Source organism: Pseudomonas fluorescens (genome assembly GCF_018614655.1).
GTDB lineage: Bacteria > Pseudomonadota > Gammaproteobacteria > Pseudomonadales > Pseudomonadaceae > Aquipseudomonas > Aquipseudomonas fluorescens_BX.
The window spans coordinates 168,439-188,189 of record NZ_JAGGOG010000016.1 but is presented as its reverse complement, the minus strand read 5'-3'; the positions used below and the strand labels follow the sequence as shown (position 1 = coordinate 188,189).

The following is a 19,751-nucleotide window of genomic DNA, read 5'->3' as shown; positions in this document are numbered from 1 at the left end:
CGACTCATACTTGTTCCTCTGGGCCGCGCGGCGCCGGATTGCGGGTGATAAACATCGCATCACCGTAGCTGAAAAAACGGTATCCATGCTCGATGGCGGCCTTATAGGCAGCCATGGCTTCGGGATAACCAGCGAACGCCGACACCAGCATCAACAGCGTGGATTCCGGCAAATGGAAATTGGTCACCAGGGCATCGACCACATGGAACGGCCGGCCTGGGTAGATAAAGATATCGGTGTCACCGCTGAAGGGCTTGAGCACGCCATCGCGCGCCGCGCTCTCGAGGGACCGCACGCTGGTGGTACCGACCGCCACCACACGCCCACCGCGCGCCTTGCACGCGTTGACCGCATCCACCACGCCCTGGCTGACTTCCAGCCATTCGCTGTGCATGTGATGGTCTTCGATGTTATCCACACGCACCGGCTGAAACGTCCCGGCCCCCACGTGCAGGGTCACAAAGGCAGACTCGATACCCTTGGCGGCAATCGCTTCCAGCAGCGGCTGGTCAAAATGCAACCCCGCCGTCGGGGCGGCCACCGCACCCAGGCGCTCGGAATACACCGTCTGATAACGCTCGCGGTCCGAGTCTTCATCCGGGCGGTCTATATAAGGAGGCAACGGCATATGCCCGACCCGCTCCAGCAACGGCAATACTTCCTCGGCAAACCCCAGCTCGAACAACGCATCATGGCGCGCCAGCATCTGCGCTTCGCCACCGCCATCGATGAGGATCTTCGACCCCGGTTTCGGCGACTTGCTGGAGCGCACATGGGCCAGCACGCGATGACTGTCCAACACCCGCTCCACCAGAATTTCCAGCTTGCCGCCGGACGCTTTCTGGCCAAACAGCCGCGCCGGAATCACCCGGGTATTGTTGAAAACCATCAAATCGCCTGGGCGCAAATGCTCAAGCAAATCAGTGAATTGACGGTGTGCGAGGGCACCACTGACCCCGTCCAGGGTCAGCAGTCGACTGGCGCGACGCTCGGCCAAAGGGTGGCGAGCGATCAGCGAATCAGGGAGTTCAAAAGTAAAGTCAGCAACGCGCATGATGGGGTTCGTCTAGCAGGGCCGGGAAGTCTAGCGGAAATAGTGAAAATAGACCATGAAACGTGATTGACCAACGGTAATCTCATCTCTATACTTCGCCGCCATTGAGCCCTGATGGCGGAATTGGTAGACGCGGCGGATTCAAAATCCGTTTTCGAAAGGAGTGGGAGTTCGAGTCTCCCTCGGGGCACCATTTGCAGTACATAGACGACTACCAACGTCTACACAACACCCCTAGAGCCCGCTAACTGCGGGCTTTTTGGTCTCTGGGGTTCCACCCCCATCTCTTGCAAGCCAGCCTCTTTTTGGTACATTTTCTGTACATATTCCAGTTCGAGAACCGGAGGTGTACAGCGATGCCATTGACCGCCTTACAAATCAAAGCGTCCAAGCCTGCCGACAGACCGTTCACCTTGAGTGATAGTTCGGGTCTTGCCCTGCTGGTGAAACCCAACGGCAGCAAGTATTGGCACTTCCGGTACACGTATCAGGGTCGGGCGGCGCGCATGTCACTGGGCGTGTATCCGCATATCTCCTTGCAGGAAGCCCGTGAACGAGCTGCAGAATGCCGCAACCTACTCAAGCAAGGCACTAACCCCGGCGCCAAACGCCGCGATGACAAGCTGCGACAGCAGGAGGCCGGGCTCAACACCTTCAGGCGAGCCGCGGAGTACTGGTACCAATTCAAATCGGACTCCGGCCGCAGCAGCGCGACGCTGAAAAAGATCCGCGACTATCTCGACAAGGATCTACTGCCCGCTCTCGGCGAGAAGCAACTGGAGCTCATCACGCGAAGCGACTGCGCAAAACTGCAGGCCTGCATCGAAAAACGAGGAGCCTTCAATGTTGCGGACAAGACCCGGACCTGGCTGAAACAGATTTTCAGTCAAGCCATTGCACGCGGCCTGTGCGAACACAATCCAGCCTCCGAACTCCATGCCATTGCGATAGCCCCACCGCCCACTCAACACTATCCACATCTGCACGAACACGAACTACCTGAGTTTCTCCGGGCCTTAAGCAAGACCACCAGCCGGCTACCAGCGAGGATTGCATCATGGATGACAATTCTGACGGCGAGCCGACCCGGCATGGTTCGCTACGCAAAATGGGAGGAAATCGATTTTGAGGAAGGGATTTGGACCATCCCGGCCGCCCGCATGAAGATGCGCAGAGACTACGTCAGCCCTCTACCTCATCAATTGATCGCCATGCTTACCAAACTGAACCAAAGCACTGGCCGCAGTCGGTATCTATTCCCAGGCAATGGTGAAAAGCAGCCAGTCATCAGTGAAAACACGATCAACTTGGTGTTCGCCAAGATCGGCTATAAAGGACGACTCGTCAGCCATGGCACTCGTCATACCGCAAGCACGCTGCTGCGCGAACATGGCTGGTTGAAGGACCATGTCGAAAGCCAGCTGGCTCACGTCGAGGGCGGCATCTCTGGTGAGTACAATCAAGCCCTATATCTGCCGCAACGTCGGATCATGATGCAATGGTATGCAGACTATCTCGACGCCCTCAAAGAAGGCATTACAGCCAACCTTCGCGATCAATTTGATACTCGCGTTAATCAGTTCCTCGCACGCCCTTCTGCACCGCCTATAACAGCATCCCATACACACAAAGATGATCACCTCCAAAAGGAGACAGACTCAACGGCGACTCAGTGATCACGTGGCACCTCACCAATTCGACCAGTTCAACGACAACATCATCGCCTTGCAAAACTACGGTGGCGCACTCCAACAATGGTAAGACGGTGAGATCTCCACAGCCCAGCCTTCCACGCGGGTCCATCCAAGCAGGGCTGCAAAGCCGCCCTGCTTGGATGGACCTCACTTAAAAAATCTAAAACCCACACAACTGTCTGTGGAAAACCACTGATTTCCGCCGGTGGATAATTTCATCCACCGCCGCAGAATTCCCGAAAATTCGAGCCTTGACCCGAATTCTCCACAGGCGTAGAAAAGATCGGGCAAAGCGCTGTCGTTGACAGCAACCCAGGTAGCCAGAACCTTTAAGGCTACGCCACACCGTGGTGGTTCTCCCAAAGTGCGATTAGCATCCGGCGGCTCGCACGGTCACAGCGATGTGATGGATGCCTACTTTTACCAGTGTGCCCACTGCGGCAACTTCCCCCTTTCATAGCTGCCCTGCAGCAACCTATCCGCTTGGCCATTTCACTGCGCCAACCTGCGCCCGTCTCTTTCTCCCGGAAAGAGACGGGCGCTCCTACCGCTGCTGCAGCCCAACTCGTACAAGGCTTTGCGGCATTTCCCCTCATGACAATCGGCGTGACAAACACCGAAGTCACCAGCAACAGCGACGCAGATGATGGTGCCGCAACCCACGGAATGGACTGCACCTGACTGACAGTCAGGCATGCCCCAGTCATCGCATCACTGCCTTCACCCGACTCAGGATCTCGCGGCGCTGGTCTCGTCAGCCAGTGCAGCCTCCACCCGCCCACTTCTTCGGAGGTGTTCAGGAGGCCAGATCATGAGATGCCCAAGCTCCCGGTAGTAAAGAGCCGTCAGTCCCGCGTTAGTGGACAACCCTCACAGGTCGCAGGGGCCTTGATCCCTGATAACACTCAGCATTCTTGGCGGGATGACGTGGGGAAAGTTTTAAAGGTTTTGGCTTCGAGAGGTGTTCGATCATGGCACTGGTGGGCAGGCGAGATGGACGCAATTTTGGCTATGGCCGGCAACTGAGCTATGCCGGGCCACAAGCGCTAAAAGATCTGTTTGGCGGCGGGCATTACGGGACTGTCAAAGCGCACAGTGATCGGTGGCAGGCGTTTGTACGCTGGTGTCGTTCGGAGGATGTACCAGGGTTCAACGATACGCGAAAAACTGTTCGGCAGACCTTACTGGACTACGCCGGGCATCTGCGGCAGCAAGTCGAACAAGGAGCTATCGTCATCGCGACCGCGCAAAACCGATTGTCCAGCGTGAACCGAACCATGGCCGCGCTTCGCGGTGATCCGTATGTGAAAGTGCCGAGTCCGAGCAAGGCGTTGGGAATGCAGCGGACCACTGTTCGAACATGCGCGTAACTTCCTGGGCGCGTGGAACGGTAAGCTGGTCTGTGATGACTTCGCCGGCTACAAGGCCAGCTTCGAGCTGGGCATCACCGAAATCGGCTGCATGGCTCATGCACGTCGCAAATTCTTCGACCTGCATGTAGCCAATAAAAGCCAGTTGGCAGAGCAGGCGCTTCACTCGATTGGCGGGTTGTATGAAGTCGAGCGACACGCCAAGGAAATGAGCGACGAAGACCGCTGGCGATTACGTCAGGAAACAGCGGTGCCCATCGCTAAAAAACTGCATGAGTGGATTTTGGCCCAACGCGAACTTGTGCCCGAGGGTTCGGCCACGGCCAAGGCCCTGGATTACAGCCTTAAACGCTGGGTAGCGCTGACGCGCTACCTGGAAGATGGTGCTGTGCCCATCGACAGTAACCAGATCGAGAATTTGATCCGGCCGTGGGCGCTTGGGCGCTCGAACTGGTTTTTTGCCGGGTCGCTGCGCAGTGGAAAAAGGGCGGCGGCAATCATGAGCCTGATCCAGTCGGCGCGTATGAATGGACGCGATCCGTATGCCTATCTCAAGGGTGTGCTGATGCGGCTTCGGACACAGCGGGCGAGCGAAATCACGCAATTACTCCCGCAGCATTGGATGCTTGCCTGAGACAGGCTAAGTGGACTTCGCCAAATAGTCAGCTCAAAGGCTGATTGGCACCAACAACTCGGAAGCGACTTTTCTCAGCATGTAGGTTTCGCGCAGAATTGATTGCCCCATCGAAGACTCGTGACGCTGCATGACGGCTTCATTGTGCGTGATGGCTTCATGCAGGTTGATCCAGACAGGCCGCATACCATTAGCGATTTCGTGGCTTTCCATTCTCACGGGCTCTAGCTGGGGCGCTACTTCGCATTGATAAAAATGCGAGGTCATGTGCATCAGATCGTAGTGTGGCTTCCAATAGGGCCGGTACTCCTCGATGTAACCGTAGTGCTGGAGCACCTGTATTTCACGAGCACCAGTCTCTTCCTCAAGCTCACGCTTCAGGCCTGTGACAATGTCCTCGTCACCATCAAGGCCGCCTCCAGGAAAGCTGAAGTCGTTATAGCGCTCGGTGAACAGCAACAGGATCTGTTCACCCCGCATCACGATGCCCCGTGCTGCATGTCGACGGAATACTCTGCCCTGCTTGGATTTCAGCTCGGGGTGAACAATTTCAGTTATGAGTTGCATGGGGTCTCGTTACGGCAAAATCAGTTAGTCATCGTCCAGGGTGGCCACGGCATTTCCGCAGTTCTGGAAATACTGTGGCCAGTGGAACTGGCTCAGCGAAGCAGCAATACGGGTAAAGTGGATGTTCGCAGCATCGTCGTGGTCGTGCTGCCTACCAGAAACTGCCTGATGCGTGAGTGCCCGTACGCCCCCATGACCAAGAGGTCAATGCCGTGCTCTGCCTGATACGCATGAAGTACCGACTCTACTTCGCCTGGGCGGATCTCGGCATGCACTAGCAGCCCAGAAGAGGCAAATGTGGTTCGTGCTTTCTCCAGCTCGTTCTGGTTTTCCTCAGAGTCCGTACCAACCATGACGATATGAATTGGCAGGCCTTCGCACAGCGGGCTTGAAGCAAGCATCTGTACGGTCTTGTGGCCTGTAGCGCTGCCGTCAAATGCCACCATGACCGTTTCAGGTTTCCTAAAATGGCTGGTTGTAATCAGGATGGGGCGGTGGATAGTTCGGACTACCGCTTCAATCTGGCTGCCAAGACTTTGGGCACTGCGAGTGCTGTCCTCACCGACTCTTCCAATCACCAGTAATCGAATATCGTCTTGGAGATCGCTCAGGCTCTCGACGAGATGGCCATGGCGCTGCTTCAGATCAGGTGATATGGCGCCAGAGATGAGTGTTCGCTCGCGAGCTTTTTCAAGCATGTGCTGCCCATGCTCCAAGGCCAGTTTTGCCCGCTGCGCATCCAGCGTGGCCAACTCTTCCAGTAGATGTTCTCTGCTACCGAGACCGATATTGCCGCTGAGGTCAGCGGATGCAGGATATTTCTCCTTATCCAGCACATGAAGCAAGGTCAGGGGAGCGCTGAGTCGTTGCGAGGCCCATGCTGCGTAATCGCAGACCGCCAATGAGGATTGTGAGTTATCAATGCATGCCATTACGTGGGTCATTGTCGTTCTCCTTAGTGGCTCATGAGCTTGTCGATGGCACCGGGCTTGTCATGCACGCCGAAGCGGTCAACGATTGTTGCGCTGGCTTCATTGAGACCGAGCACTTCAACCTCAGCGCCTTCGCGTCGGAACTTGATCACGACCTTATCCAGCGCTGCGACGGCGGTGATATCCCAGAAATGCGCCTGTGTGAGATCGATGGTGACCTTGTTGAGCGCTTCCTTAAAGTCAAAAACCTCAGTGAACTTGTCCGCAGAGCTAAAGAACACCTGGCCCACGACGTGGTAAGTCCGATGTGATTTCGTCTCTTCCAGAGTGCTCTTGATATCCAGGTAGTGCCCGACCTTATTGGCAAAAAACAGCGAAGCCAGCAGCACACCTACCAGTACGCCGTAAGCCAGGTTGTGAGTGGCCACGACGACCACGACGGTCGCCACCATGACAAGGTTGGTCGACAGCGGATGCTCTTTCAGATTACGCAAAGAATCCCAGCTAAAGGTGCCGATGGACACCATGATCATCACAGCCACGAGTGCCGCCATAGGGATTTTGGAGAGCCATTCGCCAAGAAATACCACCATCAGCAGCAGGAAAACGCCGGCACACAATGTCGAGAGACGGGTGCGGCCACCAGATTTCACGTTGATGATCGACTGGCCGATCATGGCGCAACCTGCCATGCCGCCAAGCATGCCGGCAGCGATGTTGGCCACACCCTGGCCTTTGCACTCGCGGTTTTTGTTGCTGGTGGTATCGGTAAGGTCGTCGACGATGGTCGCGGTCATCATTGATTCGAGTAGACCCACTACTGCCAACGCAGCCGAGTACGGGAAAATGATGCGCAGGGTTTCAAAATTCAGCGGAACTTCAGGCCAGAGGAAGATCGGGAGCGTATCAGGCAGTTGGCCCATGTCACCGACGGTGCGGATATCCAAACCGAGGTAAATGGCGATGGCAGTCAGCGTCAGAATGCACACCAATGGAGAGGGAATCAGCTTGCCGATTTTCGGTACATACGGAAACAGGTAGATGATTCCCAGGCCCGCTGCGGTCATGGCATAGACATGCCAGGTGACATTGGTCAGCTCAGGCAATTGCGCCATAAAAATCAGAATCGCCAATGCGTTTACGAAGCCGGTGACTACCGAGCGTGAAACAAAGCGCATCAACGAGCCAAGCTTCAGGTAGCCGGCAAGGATTTGAAGTACGCCACATAGTAGAGTCGCGGCCAGCAGATACTGGAGTCCATGCTCTTTTACCAGCGTAACCATCAGCAGTGCCATGGCGCCTGTCGCCGCCGAGATCATTCCGGGGCGACCGCCGACAAAGGCGATGACAGCACAGATACAGAAGGAGGCGTAGAGACCGACTTTGGGATCTACGCCGGCGATGATGGAAAAGGCGATGGCTTCCGGGATCAGCGCGAGTGCGACCACCAGCCCCGCGAGCACGTCGCCACGGACGTTGGAAAACCACGTTTGTCTAAGTTTTTGCAGCATAGAAATATCCAAGGCAAAGCATCGCGCACGCCAAGGGAATGGCGAGCGAATCGATACAAATTCAAATTTTGAGGATTCTTTGCTGTGTGCTTAAGGTGTAAAACCAGGCGTACAGCAATACGCACCCGCGAGCGAGGCTAGCGGAAGCAGGGTGTTGCGAGGGGGCGTAGCGCTAAGGCGGCGTAGGCTGCCAGTAGATCGTTTGGAGTACAGTCATGCTGATGTTCCTGTAGCTCAAGGGGTATGCGGAGCAGAAGTATACAATGAAGCCATCGTCGATTGCGACCCGCTGCCAAGCTCCGCATGAGCTACGTCAGATACAGACTTATTCAATGGGTATACCTGCGGGCAAGGCTTTGTTTTCCAACCGTTCTTGTCTGAGCTGGTTCTGTGTGCTGAGAGGTGAGTTGGCCAGACGGTTACGTAATTTCAAAAATACTTTCAGACCTTCTCGCCGTTGCCCGTTCGACAATCCGACCATGCGCAACTCCCCACCTAGGTCAGTAATCCCCCTGCTACGCTGAAGACTTCACGGAGGATTGCACGATGCCAAACTCAGACTTACTCCCTTCCCTGCTATACAAGATCAACGAAAACCAGCTCGCCTTGGAGGCCGCCATCATGGAGCTTTCGAACTGGGTAGAGATGCGCGGATCGGCGGACGTCGCCGACAATGTTCGGGGTGCCCTGGACACAATCGATCGAAACGAGGAGTTCATCAAGATAACGCTTGCTGTGCTCATGACGCCCGACTAATTGTGAATGCTAACCATAGGAGTTCCGCTTTTTTGGCAGGCCAAGGAGTCTATCCGTAATCAGTTTCTTGTAGATGTTACTCACCGCTCGTCGGAAATCGGATAGAGAGATGCGATCCGGCTCCTCCCCACATCAGTCCTTATTGGCGGCTGGTAGGGTGTACACCTCACGGTACAACGCGGAAGTGTACACATGCAAAAAACCATGTTAATTATATAGTTATGCTATTATTCGAGTCTCCCTCGGGCACCATCTTAAAAAAAGACCTTGAAATTCAAGGTCTTTTTTTTCGCCTGTAGAAAAGTGGCGGTTGGCGGACGCACGAGACAGCAGAGGAACCTGGACCATGGAATTGACGCTGGAGACGGTGGCGCTATTCGCCCTCAAATTGGCTTATGAGACGGACGGTGGCAGCCCGGTTTTGCGGGATGATCTGATCATGAGCGAGTATGAGAGGGAAGTGTTTGGGTTGCTCGTGCGCAAGGGTGATATCGACGCTATCCAATCTAAAGTCTCGGAGTGCATCGGATTGGCACTGGTGGCTTTGGGTGGTGCGGACAAGCCGCTCGGGCGCGAGCTGCAGCGGCTGGCGGCTAATGTCGGCCAAGCGCAGACACTTGAGGAACTGAACCCACCGCTCATCACACTCAAGGGCTACCTGAAAGATATCCAGTGACGCAATCTCCTGTGGGAGCCGGGCTTGCCCGCGATGGTCGTCAACGATAACGCGCCCTCACTGGCTCACCACAAGGACCGTCAACATGATCGACTTCAACAACAAAGGCTTCTTCAAACTCAAACAGAACAACGAATACGCCGAACGCGTATCGTCCCTGCTGCTGGATGACGAGCACGTCATCGATTCCTACAAAGCCATGCGCGACGGCGTGGTCTTCACCACCAAGCGCATCATCGCCGTGAATGTGCAAGGCATCACCGGCAGCAAGAAAGACTTCACCTCCCTGCCCTACAAAAACATCGTTGCGTATTCGGTGGAAACGTCTGGCACGTTTGATCTGGATTCGGAACTGGAGATTTACTTTTCGTCGGTGGGAAAAGTGAAGTTTGAGTTCACCGGGAAGACTTCGATTGTTGAGATATCGAAGTTGATTTCCAGGCATGTGCTCTGACAACACTTACCAGGCTCAAACCTCCAGGCATCTCGGAGAATAAGTGGCTAGATTACCCGTTGTAGAAATTGACTTAAGTAGCGTCAAGAACTCAGGCGAACTCCATTCAACCCTGAGCAACACACTCGGTTTCCCCGACTGGTACGGCCAAAACTGGGACGCTTTCTGGGATGCCATCACCAGTCTGGTAGAGATGCCAATAAAACTGGAGCTCTCTGGCTGGAGTGTTTTCTCGGAACGTTTGCCCCGCGACGCAAGGCTCATGCGACAGAGCCTTACGGATATGACGATCGAATACCCGGATCTTGCGCCAGAGGTTCATTACCTAAGCTGATTGAGCCCTGCGCGTGCCCTAAGTGTTCTCCACACGACCACCTAGTGTGAAACCACCCAGTACGAAAACGTCAAATAAACGACAGCCCGAGCCTTGCCGCTCCTAGGCTGAGTTATAGAAGCCCATTGCTCAAACTGACTTTTCCCACGCACACCATCGAACAACGAGAATTTCAGCCTCTCGACCGTTCTCATAGGCTCACTCCCCTGCACAGGGAAGTGAGCCAGTCATGCCAGAACGCGCTTATCCGATTACCGAAAAAGAACAGCTGAGACGGCGAATTCTGACCCCGCAACCTTCGCGGGCGCCTCATCCACTGGTCATTGATGTTCCCGATACCATTCCCGCTCCCACGCCTGAACCCGCCAAGGTTCCAGGCTACGTATTCGCCAAGTCGTGCCAACTGCCCAACGGCATCATCAGCTACAACAACCCGACCGGTTACGTATCACTAGAGCTGATCAAGGATTACGGCCACTTCACCCTACTGGGCGGGCGTGAGGTGGACAGTCGCGGTGACGTGTCCCTTAAGAAGATCAGTGGCAGCGCCCTGCCCGTCGGGCTTGGCCAGCTTGTGTTGCGCACCGCGGCGCTGGAGTCAGCTGCGGCGGCCGTCGGTGCCGCAGCGGGTGGCTTGCTGACAGGCCTGGTGGCACTGGCTTGGCCGTCGGAGCTGGGGGACAGCGCGCTCTATAGCGAAGACCAACTCCGGAACCTGCAACAAGCCCGCTCGCAGATGCGCCTGCATGTCGAGCAAAGCGCCGACGGGACGCTAAAGGGGTATGGGTTCTACACCGGTAAAAATGCCGATTGGCAGATGATTGATGTGGTTCAGTTTCAGAGCCATGACAGTCAATTTGTGGCGGATCTCGGTGAAGGTGTGAAGCTGATTTGGACACCCGCCGTTGATCCTGGCGACACCCTTGGCATCCCGGCATTGGAAGCTGCGCCGCAAGCGCCGCTGATGTGGATCTATCCGCCGACCGAGGCGGCCAAGCAGATTCTGGTGAACCCGATTTACCCGCCGGAGTATCGGGATTTTATTCTGGTGTTTCCGGTCGAGTCGGGGGTTCGGCCCCTGTATGTAGTGGTTAGCCAACCTCGGAAGGGACTGAGAAACCGGGATCATGATTACTTTCCAGCGCCCAAAACTGAAGACATAACAGGCTTCCCAGGCCTGATAGAGCAAAGACCCGTGACGCCAAGGCAAGGTGGGGGCGGCTTACGTGAGCGTTGGATAGATGCTAAAGGGAGGAAACTCTATGAATGGGATTCCAAAAAAGGCGAATTAGAAGCTTATCGAAACAGTGACCTGAGTCACCTCGGTGCATTCGATCCCTACACCGGTGAGCGTCGAGGCCCTGCAAAACCAGAACGTCGAATTTACAGATAACGTGGAGAGTTCAGAATGGTTATGAAAGTCAGATTGCGGTGGTACGACAAGCACAGCAATTACGTTAAGGCGGATGAATACTCAGCAGAGCTTGATGATGGCGACAGCTTTTTTGAGGCGTTAGGTTTGAACCAAGAACCTGCGATATATGCCGATGTGTTCAACGTTCTTCCAAGCTGGATAACGATTATCCAACCGCATTTCCAACATGTGATTGAACCCGCGCAGTTCGATTACCAAATATCTTTCCGCTACCAAGGTAAATGGCCACCCCAACCCGCCAAGCAGCCATAAAAGAAATCCAATGAAAAAACCACCGCTCTATCGCTCAGTCAACACCCGAACCCGGAATGTGCGCCACGGCAGTTTTCGCGCCTATCGACATGAACGCCACAGCAAAAGCGAAAAAAGCTCTTTGTCCAACCGTGGTTCGATGCACAGTCATCATCGACACGGCTTTGATTACACACCGCTATTCAGGTTTCTACTGTCCAGGGTTGGTCATCAATGGGATGAAGTTTTCAGTGAGGCTAATGCCCGCCTGGATCGGTCGGAGCCGGTATTCTGGATGGTTGCCCTGCATGATGCAGATAAAACAGAGTACGTAAGAGTGGGTGAATCGACCTACTACAGCGGACTGTACGTCGATAACACAGGCCTACTGCAAAAGGTCAATCCACAGCTGAATGCAGAGCACATGAAACCGTTTTGCGACTGCTGCACTCACACCTTCAACGGCGTGGTATTTCTCCAGGCTCTACCCCACAGGAACTGAAACTCACCCGCGTGCATAACCCACCCGCCGCGTCGAACCATACAATGCCGTGCGCTTGCTGGACTACAACATCGGCATAGGCCGCCGGATGGAAATCGCCAAGGTCAGTGGTGACCACGACAACACAATTTTCGTGTTCTTCGGCGACCACAACACCCGCATCAGCCAGATCCCACACATGGCGACATGGGTCGTGACATCATATTCATGCCGCCCCTAAATCAAACCAAATCACCGCACCCTGGCATACAGATAGAAACATTCAGCCGCTCTCGAGCTGAACCGGCTCACACAAAAATTGGCGTGTTTATCAGGTTGCACTAAAAGCCATAATACTGCTGATCACTGCGCCTGAAACGTCTCAAGGTACGCCAGCAAATTTTCGATCTTCTCCGGATCGCTGATGCCCCAGAAAATCATCCGGGTGCCACTCACGACTTTCTTCGGTGCCTCGATATAGGCCGCCAGTTTTTCCCGCGTCCACACAACACCTGAATTTTTCATCGCGTCGGAGTACTGATAATCCGTGGTAGTCCCCGCTGGCCGGCCGATAATCCCATTGAGCTCTGGCCCGAAGCCGCCGCGTGCATTAACACCGATGCTATGGCAGCCGCCGCAGGTTTTGCTGAACAGTTTTCCACCAGCCTCGGCATCGCCGGCCGCGAATAACGGGGCGCTGAACAACCCTGCCGTGAGCGTCACGGCGCAGGTCAATAGGGCGACGTATTTCATGGGTGGCTCCCGATCAGGTAGGGCTGGCAACAAAGTACGGCCGATTCTATCGCGATACACGCCGCACCATGGCGCAACGACTGTTCGAGGCAAAACCGTGGGCATATTCATCACGTAGAATCTGCGCCAGACGCGGATCCGGCTTCGCCAACGAATCCCGCTCAAACCCCAGTCGCTGGTAAAACGGCGCATTCCAGGGGACGTCGCAGAAGGTAGTCAAGGTCACTGCGCGCAGATATCGCGACCTTGCTGCGTCCATCATGGCCTCGATCAACCGCCGCCCGACTCCTTGGCCTTGCCGGGTCCGCATGACGGACAGTTCATGGATGTGCAGATCCTTGCCATACAACTGCGCACTCAAAAATCCCTGGGGCTGATTGTCAGCGTCAATCGCCACCCAGCAAGTAGACAGCGCGATCTGTTGACGATGGCGCTCAATGCTCATTACCTCGGCCTCGGCAAGCCAGCTCAAACCCTCCATGAGATGGAAGGCCTGGGCGGCCGAACGTTCAATCGCGGGCAGAAACGCAGCGTCATCGGGAGTGGCAAGACGAATCACGATAGGCATGGGGTTGTCTCTTGCGGGGCAGTCTCATGGCGACGGTATCCTGACGTATCCTGCACCGGACCTGCAAGCCATGTGCCCTGTGGGTTGAAAGCCCGCCAAATGACCATCCATCTAATAAAAAACATTCAACCGAACCTATTCAACCGCACCTGACTCCACCTTCTACTGACCCCCGATGGAGGAGTAGTGATCATGGCTCAGCCATCAATTTTGGTGCTGGAAGACGACGAGATCATTCGCGCGTTGATGGTGGATGTGCTCGAAGACTTCGGCGCGCGCGTGACGTCCTTTCCCTCGGCGGACGAAGGGATGACTTTTCTGGAGCGCGCAAGCGATCCGGTAGATCTGATTGTCAGCGATATCCAGATGCCGGGCCTGCTCAATGGCTATGACTTGAGCAAGGTAGTGGCTCATCGCTGGCCTTCATTGCCGGTGGTGTTGACCTCGGGGGACACCGTGATGCCGGAGCAATTGGGCAGCACCGTACATTTCCTTCCCAAGCCATGGAGTGTCGAACGCCTGATCGATTGCGTGCAGTTGGTACTGTCCCGCCATTGATACCCTCGCGACCACCCCTTCCAGCCCGGCCTCTACAAGGGAACACGTGCACTGCCTGATTGATCAAGGAAAAACCTCGGCTACGGCGATAAGCAACCGTTCTGACACCCGGTTTCCAGCGTCATAATTTGACGCGAGGCGTTTATAGCTCGGCCCTTCCGCCCTCTGTAAGTTCACGCTCTTCTTGATAACCAGATGGCTGATCACCCCTGGGTTGCGTATCGGGAAAATCCATTCTTACAGAAGGAAAACTTCCATGCTTAACGTCACTCCCCCCTCTTTTGGAAACGTACACAACAACCTTCCCAAAAATGACGAACAAGCGCCTGTGCGTAACAAGCGAAGCATTGAACAGCCGCGTGTCGAAGGGCCTGCGATTGACTTCAGCGGCGCGTCGGCCAACGACAGGCCAAAAAGCTCCGGTGGGTTGGACAGCCTCGGTCGTGGCAACCTCCTTTAAAGCATAAGACCAGGGAACTGTGCCATTGCGCAGTTCTCTGTTTTGTCTCCGAGCCCGCCTTAACAAAACACTGACATCCGCTGCGCTACCCTTGCCGGTCAAACCTTGCACAGAGCCACTTCCTGCATGCCTCAATCCAACACACTGCCCTCCGTGCTTGCCGGTCCACTGCTACGCCGTCTGGAACCCAGGCGCCTGGTGCTGTGGCTGGTGGGAAGCCAGGCACTGGCGTTGACCCTGAGGCTGCAACTGCCGGGGCAGACCCTCGATCTCGAACTGGACGCTACGCGCTGCCAGGTTGTTCCTGTGGGACGCCAAGCCTTTATCCACCTGATCGATGTGGCATTGGCCGACGCCCTGCCCCAAGACGTAATCATCGGTTATGACCTGCTGATCACCGAAGCCCAAGGTCGCCCATCCGGTATCGCCCAATGGGCGCCGCACCTGATGTACGCAAACGCGCAAAACCCGAACTTTGTCCTGCACAGCCACATTCACCAACTGATGCACGGTTCCTGCCGTAAACCGCATCACTGCGCCGATGAAGGCTTGTTATGCGTGGACCGCTTGTTGGTCGAAGCCCACACACCGGATGAACGTCCGGCCTTGCTGATGATGAGCGGCGATCAAGTCTACGCCGATGATGTGGCGGGGCCGATGCTGCGGGCCATTCACCAATTGATCGATCGTCTTGGCCTGTTCGGCGAACACCTGGACGGTGCCGTCGTGGACGACAGCGCGAAGCTCTACGAGCACCCGGCCAGTTACTACCATCGCGCCGACCTGCTGCCCGCCCTCAAGCGCAACGAAACCCTGCGCGAGCGATTTTTCGGCGGCGTGAAAAAACCGATTTTCACCAGCAGTAGCGCCGACAATCACTTGGTGACCTTTGCCGAAGTGATGGCCATGTACCTGCTGGTGTGGTCACCAATGCCCTGGACCCTGATCAGCCCGCAAGCACCACAACTGACACCCGAAGAACAGGCGCGCTATACCCTCGAGCAGGTGCAGATCGACACGTTTCGCGACGGTTTGACCGGCGTGGCCAGAGTATTGGCCCACCTGCCCTGCCTGATGATCTTTGACGATCATGACATCACCGACGACTGGAACCTCAGCGCGCAATGGGAAGAAACCGCCTACGGTCATCCCTTCTCCAAGCGCATCATCGGCAACGCCCTACTGGCCTATATGCTGTGCCAGGGCTGGGGCAATAACCCGGACGCCTTCAAGGAAGTGCTCAGCCAGACCTGCGCCCTCACCGCCCAGGCCCGTGACAACTACCTGAACGCTCATGCCCAGGACCAACTGATTGATGAGCTGCTGAAGTTCCAGCAATGGCATTACGTACTGCCCACCACGCCTGCACTGGTGGTGCTCGACACCCGCACCCGACGCTGGCGCAGCGAGTTCAACCTCAAGCAACCGTCCGGCCTGCTGGACTGGGAGGCCTTGAGCGAACTGCAACAGGAACTGCTGGACCACCCTTCGGCGATCATCGTTTCACCGGCACCCGTGTTTGGGGTGAAACTGATCGAGACCGTACAAAAAGCCTTCAGCTGGTGCGGCTACCCACTGCTGGTGGACGCCGAAAACTGGATGGCCCATCGCGGCGCCGCCCAGGTGATCCTGAATATTTTTCGCCACTCCCGCACCCCGGGCAACTACGTGATCCTCTCAGGTGACGTGCACTACTCATTCGTCTACGAAGTGTTGATCCGCCACCGCAACGCCGGGCCAAAGATCTGGCAGATCACCAGCAGCGGCATCAAGAACGAATTCCCCAGACGCTTGCTGGACTGGTTCGACCGCCTCAACCGCTGGCTCTACTCGCCCCGCTCGCCCTTGAACTGGCTGACCCGTCGCCGCCCCATGCAAGTGGTGCCACATATTCCGGAACACGCCCGAGCAGGTGAACGGTTGTGGAATTCGGCGGGCATTGGCCAGGTGTTTTTCAATGAGCTGGGGCAGCCAGAGGCGATCTATCAACATAACGCCAATGGGACGCCTCGGACGAAGATGGAAGCACCGGAGTAAGCTTTCCTACCCCTGCTCTGCTGACTTCCCGCGTCCTCTCCGGAAACCACTGAATACCCGGTTTTCGGCGCCATTTTTGGCAACATTTCAATCCCCACCGTTGACAGAACAACGTGCGAGTCTCTGGCCGCTTTTTGCGAAACGGCCTCACTCATCGCTGATTGTCAGATGAACCTTTTTTGGTACATTCGCCTGTGAACGATATCTGTCTTGTCTTGAACGTACGTTTCTTTTGCACTGACGCGGGGAACGAGCCCGTTCGTGACTGGTTGATAGAACTGCCACGGGATTCGAGAAGACTCATAGGCACAAGACTGTCCAGTTCGGCTGGCCTTTAGGGATGCCATTGGTGCGCAAACTTGAGGACCGGCTCTGGGAGGTTCGGACAGATCTGGGTAACAACATCGCTCGAGTGATATTCACACTGGTTGACCACGACATGGTGTTACTTCATGGGTTCATCAAGAAGAGTCAAAAAACACCGATGGCCGAGCTGTACACCGCCAGGCAACGCAAAGCCAGACTATGAGGCATACATCATGAACAACCCTATCGGCTCCGACTTTGACGACTTCCTGGATGAACAGGGGCTCATTGAAGAGGTTTCCGCCGCAGCCTTGAAACGTGTCATCGCCTGGCAGTTGGCCGAAGCGATGAAAGCCCAACGAATCAGCAAGAAAGTACTGGCAGAGCGCATGCACACCAGCCGTACTGCGGTAGACAGAGCGCTGGATCAAAATGATGCCGGCATGACCCTGACTACCCTGGCAAGTGCTGCCCGGGCATTGGGACAGCGCGTTGAAGTACGCCTGGTGCCGGACCTCCATGCTACACAGGTGATATAGCCTGGAATAGCGAGCACGGACGCCCGCAATAATGGCATATAGCCACATACTTCTAACCACAAAATCCCCGCTGTACAGTACGGCCAGCCACGGAGTATCGGCGTTAACACTTGACTGGCCATTTCGAGCCAGCCCCTCGCAGGGAGCGCGCAGATGTGCGATACAGCCGATACCGGCCCCTTGAGCAATGATTTTTCCGACCTCAATGCCGACATATTGCATGCCATCATGGAATTGGTCAGTGATGGCATCTGGGACTGGAACGCCAATAGCGGATTTGTCTATCGCAATCCGGGCTGGTACGAAATGCTCGGGTACCCCAGCCATTCACTGGAAAACAGCGTCTTCACCTGGGAAAACGTCATTCATCCCGACGACTATCCCCAGGTGATGAAGGTGTTTGATGATTACACCAACCGTCGCACTACCCACTATCGAGCCGAATACCGCTGTCGCAAGAGAGACGGCACTTTCCTGTGGATCGAAGACCGAGGCTACGTCATTGCACGCAACGACGATGGCAGCGTGGCGCGAATGGTCGGTGCCCACCGAAATATTCAAGCACGCAAACGCACTATCGAGCAGCTTGAGCGCCGCAACAAATCCCTGGAGGCGCTGGTGGCCGAGCGCACCCTCGAGCTGTCTCGGGTCAATCAGCAACTTCAACGGCAACTGGATGAAAACCGCTCCCTCGCCGAGCACGATGCCCTGACTCACATCGCCAATCGCTATCGCCTGGAGAAAGTCCTGCTGCAAGAATGCGAGCGCGCGCAGCGGTTTCGCCTGCCGCTGTCGGTGATTGCGATGGACATCGATGACTTCAAACCGATCAACGATCGGCACGGTCATGCGGTCGGCGATCAGACGCTGGTGCAGGTGGTGGAATGCCTTGAAGCCTGCGTGCGCCAAGGCGATTTACTGGCCCGTTGGGGCGGTGATGAGTTCATGGTCATCCTGCCCAAAAGCACCCTGGAAACGGCAAAAACCCTGGCAGCACGCATGCGCCAGGAACTGAGGAAACTGCCGACCGTGGGCGACTTCAAGGTGACGTTGAGCCTGGGAGTCGTGCAACGCTTCTCTGACGAGTTGCCCACCCGCCTGATGGCTCGCGCGGACCAGGCGCTGTACCGCTCCAAGGCGGCGGGCAAGGATGGCGTCTCAGAGTGATGCAGGAGCGAGCAAACTCGCTCCTGTCACCGTTTAACGAACCGGCGGTGCGTATTGAATACCGCCGTTGTTCCACAAGGCATTGAGGCCACGCTTGATCTTCAGCACGCTGCCCTGGCCGATGTTGCGCTCGAACACCTCGCCATAATTGCCCACCTGCTTGACGATCTGCACCACCCAATCCTTGCGCAGCTTCAAGTCCTTGCCGTACTCACCGTCGGCGCCCAGCAGGCGGGCGACATCGGGGTTCTTCGTGCTCTTGGCCTGCTCTTCAACGTTCTGTGAGGTGATCCCCATCTCCTCAGCATTGAGCATGGCGAACAGGGTCCATTTGACGATACTGAACCATTCCTCGTCGCCCTTGCGCACCAAGGGGCCCAACGGCTCCTTTGAAATCACCTCTGGCAGCACCACGAACTCGTCCGGATGGGCCATCTTGATCCGCTGGGCGTACAGACCCGACTGGTCAGTGGTCAATACATCGCAACGACCGGCCTCCAGGCCCTTGGCGCTTTCATCGGCGGTGTCGAAGGTGATCGGTGTGTACTTCATGCCGTTGGCGCGAAAGTAATCGGAAACGTTCAACTCAGTGGTGGTACCGGCCTGGATGCAGATGGTCGCGCCGTCGAGTTCTTTGGCATGGGCCACCCCCAGCTTGTTGTTCACCAGAAAGCCAATGCCGTCGTAATAGGTGATCCCGGTGAATACCAGGCCCATGCCGGCATCCCGTGAGCTGGTCCAAGTGGTGTTACGCGAGATCAGGTCGATTTCTCCGGACTGCAACGCGGTGAAACGCTCCTTGGCGGTCAACTGGCTGAACTTCACTTTCGAAGCATCGCCGAACACGGCAGCGGCGACGGCGTGGCAAACATCAACGTCGATACCGGTCATCTTGCCCTTGGCATCCGGCACGCCGAAGCCAGGCAAACCGTCACTGACGCCGCACTGGATAAAGCCTTTCTTCTGGATGGCGTCCAGGGTCGCGCCCGCCTGGGCGGCCCCAGTCAGCCCCAATAGCGCAATGGCGGTGAAGGTGGCCAACGTGGTTTTCAGGTTATTCATGCAAGGCGTTCCCTGTCGTTTTTTATTATTCGGCGCCGCAAACCCGCGCCGGCTGATAGCGAGCGATGAGTATCAACCGCTTTACACCTCGGCTACAAACAACCTTTGGCCAATAGAGCACGCCTGCTCGCTACAACCGCACATCCCGACTTTTAATAATGACCCGGCGACT

At 56.0% G+C, this 19,751-nt stretch carries 20 protein-coding genes, 1 tRNA gene and 3 pseudogenes; 17 read left to right on the top strand and 7 right to left on the bottom strand.

The window, feature by feature from the left end; all coding sequences use genetic code 11:
- Positions 1-4 precede the first annotated feature (4 nt).
- Positions 5-1,054, bottom strand: a complete 1,050-nt coding sequence (queA, locus tag J7E41_RS16850) for a tRNA preQ1(34) S-adenosylmethionine ribosyltransferase-isomerase QueA (protein WP_214994487.1) — start codon at positions 1,052-1,054, stop codon at positions 5-7.
- Positions 1,055-1,162: 108 nt separating this feature from the next.
- On the opposite strand from queA, the gene J7E41_RS16845 reads away from it, so the two are divergent.
- The 4 genes and pseudogenes from J7E41_RS16845 to tnpC all read left to right on the top strand — a co-directional run.
- Positions 1,163-1,247, top strand: a tRNA-Leu gene (locus J7E41_RS16845).
- Positions 1,248-1,410: 163 nt separating this feature from the next.
- Positions 1,411-2,730 (top strand): tyrosine-type recombinase/integrase, encoded by a 1,320-nt coding sequence (locus tag J7E41_RS16840; RefSeq protein WP_214994486.1) that lies wholly within the window; start codon positions 1,411-1,413, stop codon positions 2,728-2,730.
- A gap of 989 nt (positions 2,731-3,719) precedes the next feature.
- Positions 3,720-4,109: pseudogene (locus tag J7E41_RS16835) on the top strand (integrase domain-containing protein); the annotation flags it as partial.
- Positions 4,105-4,752: pseudogene (gene tnpC, locus J7E41_RS16830) on the top strand (IS66 family transposase); the annotation flags it as partial. The pseudogenes J7E41_RS16835 and tnpC, both read left to right, overlap by 5 nt.
- A 33-nt stretch (positions 4,753-4,785) precedes the next feature.
- On the opposite strand, the gene J7E41_RS16825 reads toward tnpC, so the two are convergent.
- The 3 genes from J7E41_RS16825 to J7E41_RS16815 form a co-directional block, all read right to left on the bottom strand.
- The gene (locus J7E41_RS16825; RefSeq protein WP_131698003.1) at positions 4,786-5,319 is read right to left on the bottom strand and encodes an NUDIX domain-containing protein; all 534 of its coding nucleotides are present in this window, start codon (positions 5,317-5,319) and stop codon (positions 4,786-4,788) included.
- Between the two features lie 92 nt (positions 5,320-5,411).
- The gene (locus J7E41_RS16820; protein WP_214994484.1) at positions 5,412-6,263 is read right to left on the bottom strand and encodes a universal stress protein; all 852 of its coding nucleotides are present in this window, start codon (positions 6,261-6,263) and stop codon (positions 5,412-5,414) included.
- Positions 6,264-6,274: 11 nt separating this feature from the next.
- Complete coding sequence (locus J7E41_RS16815; RefSeq protein ID WP_214994481.1) at positions 6,275-7,762, bottom strand: SulP family inorganic anion transporter; 1,488 nt, start codon at positions 7,760-7,762, stop codon at positions 6,275-6,277.
- Between the two features lie 546 nt (positions 7,763-8,308).
- Between J7E41_RS16815 and J7E41_RS16810 the strand changes: the two genes are divergently transcribed.
- The 7 genes from J7E41_RS16810 (at position 8,309) to J7E41_RS16780 (ending at position 12,150) form a co-directional block, all read left to right on the top strand.
- Positions 8,309-8,518 (top strand): hypothetical protein, encoded by a 210-nt coding sequence (locus tag J7E41_RS16810; protein WP_131698006.1) that lies wholly within the window; start codon positions 8,309-8,311, stop codon positions 8,516-8,518.
- Between the two features lie 346 nt (positions 8,519-8,864).
- Positions 8,865-9,194, top strand: coding sequence for a hypothetical protein (locus J7E41_RS16805; protein ID WP_214994479.1), 330 nt, complete (start codon positions 8,865-8,867; stop codon positions 9,192-9,194).
- An 85-nt stretch (positions 9,195-9,279) separates the two neighbouring features.
- Complete coding sequence (locus J7E41_RS16800) at positions 9,280-9,648, top strand: PH domain-containing protein (RefSeq protein WP_169353080.1); 369 nt, start codon at positions 9,280-9,282, stop codon at positions 9,646-9,648.
- Positions 9,649-9,691: 43 nt separating this feature from the next.
- On the top strand, positions 9,692-9,982 hold the full coding sequence (locus J7E41_RS16795) for a barstar family protein (RefSeq protein ID WP_214994478.1): 291 nt from the start codon (positions 9,692-9,694) through the stop codon (positions 9,980-9,982).
- A 229-nt stretch (positions 9,983-10,211) separates the two neighbouring features.
- The gene (locus tag J7E41_RS16790; RefSeq protein WP_214994477.1) at positions 10,212-11,375 is read left to right on the top strand and encodes an S-type pyocin domain-containing protein; all 1,164 of its coding nucleotides are present in this window, start codon (positions 10,212-10,214) and stop codon (positions 11,373-11,375) included.
- 15 nt (positions 11,376-11,390) lie between these two features.
- A complete protein-coding gene (locus J7E41_RS16785; RefSeq protein ID WP_214994476.1) occupies positions 11,391-11,669 on the top strand; it encodes a colicin E3-like toxin immunity protein in 279 nt (92 codons plus the stop codon).
- A 10-nt stretch (positions 11,670-11,679) separates the two neighbouring features.
- Positions 11,680-12,150 (top strand): hypothetical protein, encoded by a 471-nt coding sequence (locus tag J7E41_RS16780; RefSeq protein WP_214994475.1) that lies wholly within the window; start codon positions 11,680-11,682, stop codon positions 12,148-12,150.
- Positions 12,151-12,492: 342 nt separating this feature from the next.
- Here the strand turns inward: J7E41_RS16780 and J7E41_RS16775 are convergent, their stop codons facing one another.
- On the bottom strand, positions 12,493-12,882 hold the full coding sequence (locus J7E41_RS16775) for a c-type cytochrome (protein ID WP_214994474.1): 390 nt from the start codon (positions 12,880-12,882) through the stop codon (positions 12,493-12,495).
- Positions 12,883-12,928: 46 nt separating this feature from the next.
- Positions 12,929-13,450 carry a GNAT family N-acetyltransferase gene (locus J7E41_RS16770; protein WP_214994473.1) on the bottom strand — a complete coding sequence of 174 codons (522 nt, stop codon included), beginning with the start codon at positions 13,448-13,450 and terminating at the stop codon, positions 12,929-12,931.
- Between the two features lie 192 nt (positions 13,451-13,642).
- On the opposite strand from J7E41_RS16770, the gene J7E41_RS16765 reads away from it, so the two are divergent.
- From J7E41_RS16765 to J7E41_RS16740, 6 genes and pseudogenes are all read left to right on the top strand, one after another.
- Positions 13,643-14,008 (top strand): response regulator, encoded by a 366-nt coding sequence (locus J7E41_RS16765; RefSeq protein WP_214994471.1) that lies wholly within the window; start codon positions 13,643-13,645, stop codon positions 14,006-14,008.
- Positions 14,009-14,264: 256 nt separating this feature from the next.
- The gene (locus J7E41_RS16760) at positions 14,265-14,468 is read left to right on the top strand and encodes a hypothetical protein (protein ID WP_214994470.1); all 204 of its coding nucleotides are present in this window, start codon (positions 14,265-14,267) and stop codon (positions 14,466-14,468) included.
- Positions 14,469-14,594: 126 nt separating this feature from the next.
- Complete coding sequence (locus J7E41_RS16755) at positions 14,595-16,505, top strand: alkaline phosphatase D family protein (RefSeq protein ID WP_214994469.1); 1,911 nt, start codon at positions 14,595-14,597, stop codon at positions 16,503-16,505.
- A gap of 194 nt (positions 16,506-16,699) precedes the next feature.
- A pseudogene (locus tag J7E41_RS16750) lies at positions 16,700-17,034 on the top strand (type II toxin-antitoxin system RelE/ParE family toxin).
- 10 nt (positions 17,035-17,044) lie between these two features.
- Complete coding sequence (locus J7E41_RS16745; RefSeq protein WP_214994468.1) at positions 17,045-17,350, top strand: XRE family transcriptional regulator; 306 nt, start codon at positions 17,045-17,047, stop codon at positions 17,348-17,350.
- A 153-nt stretch (positions 17,351-17,503) separates the two neighbouring features.
- A complete protein-coding gene (locus tag J7E41_RS16740; protein ID WP_214994467.1) occupies positions 17,504-18,517 on the top strand; it encodes a diguanylate cyclase domain-containing protein in 1,014 nt (337 codons plus the stop codon).
- A 33-nt stretch (positions 18,518-18,550) separates the two neighbouring features.
- Here J7E41_RS16740 and J7E41_RS16735 read toward each other — a convergent pair whose 3' ends face one another.
- Positions 18,551-19,579: an amino acid ABC transporter substrate-binding protein gene (locus J7E41_RS16735; protein ID WP_214994466.1), complete on the bottom strand. Its 1,029-nt coding sequence runs from the start codon at positions 19,577-19,579 to the stop codon at positions 18,551-18,553.
- Positions 19,580-19,751 lie beyond the last annotated feature (172 nt).

Bases quoted from the DNA above. Each gene is read 5' to 3' on its own strand.
- queA (WP_214994487.1), bottom strand. From the start codon at position 1,054: ATGCGCGTTGCTGACTTTACTTTTGAACTCCCTGATTCGCTGATCGCT.
- J7E41_RS16840 (WP_214994486.1), top strand. From the start codon at position 1,411: ATGCCATTGACCGCCTTACAAATCAAAGCGTCCAAGCCTGCCGACAGA.
- J7E41_RS16825 (WP_131698003.1), bottom strand. From the start codon at position 5,319: ATGCAACTCATAACTGAAATTGTTCACCCCGAGCTGAAATCCAAGCAG.
- J7E41_RS16820 (WP_214994484.1), bottom strand. From the start codon at position 6,263: ATGACCCACGTAATGGCATGCATTGATAACTCACAATCCTCATTGGCG.
- J7E41_RS16815 (WP_214994481.1), bottom strand. From the start codon at position 7,762: ATGCTGCAAAAACTTAGACAAACGTGGTTTTCCAACGTCCGTGGCGAC.
- J7E41_RS16810 (WP_131698006.1), top strand. From the start codon at position 8,309: ATGCCAAACTCAGACTTACTCCCTTCCCTGCTATACAAGATCAACGAA.
- J7E41_RS16805 (WP_214994479.1), top strand. From the start codon at position 8,865: ATGGAATTGACGCTGGAGACGGTGGCGCTATTCGCCCTCAAATTGGCT.
- J7E41_RS16800 (WP_169353080.1), top strand. From the start codon at position 9,280: ATGATCGACTTCAACAACAAAGGCTTCTTCAAACTCAAACAGAACAAC.
- J7E41_RS16790 (WP_214994477.1), top strand. From the start codon at position 10,212: ATGCCAGAACGCGCTTATCCGATTACCGAAAAAGAACAGCTGAGACGG.
- J7E41_RS16785 (WP_214994476.1), top strand. From the start codon at position 11,391: ATGGTTATGAAAGTCAGATTGCGGTGGTACGACAAGCACAGCAATTAC.
- J7E41_RS16780 (WP_214994475.1), top strand. From the start codon at position 11,680: ATGAAAAAACCACCGCTCTATCGCTCAGTCAACACCCGAACCCGGAAT.
- J7E41_RS16775 (WP_214994474.1), bottom strand. From the start codon at position 12,882: ATGAAATACGTCGCCCTATTGACCTGCGCCGTGACGCTCACGGCAGGG.
- J7E41_RS16770 (WP_214994473.1), bottom strand. From the start codon at position 13,450: ATGCCTATCGTGATTCGTCTTGCCACTCCCGATGACGCTGCGTTTCTG.
- J7E41_RS16765 (WP_214994471.1), top strand. From the start codon at position 13,643: ATGGCTCAGCCATCAATTTTGGTGCTGGAAGACGACGAGATCATTCGC.
- J7E41_RS16760 (WP_214994470.1), top strand. From the start codon at position 14,265: ATGCTTAACGTCACTCCCCCCTCTTTTGGAAACGTACACAACAACCTT.
- J7E41_RS16755 (WP_214994469.1), top strand. From the start codon at position 14,595: ATGCCTCAATCCAACACACTGCCCTCCGTGCTTGCCGGTCCACTGCTA.
- J7E41_RS16745 (WP_214994468.1), top strand. From the start codon at position 17,045: ATGAACAACCCTATCGGCTCCGACTTTGACGACTTCCTGGATGAACAG.
- J7E41_RS16740 (WP_214994467.1), top strand. From the start codon at position 17,504: ATGTGCGATACAGCCGATACCGGCCCCTTGAGCAATGATTTTTCCGAC.
- J7E41_RS16735 (WP_214994466.1), bottom strand. From the start codon at position 19,579: ATGAATAACCTGAAAACCACGTTGGCCACCTTCACCGCCATTGCGCTA.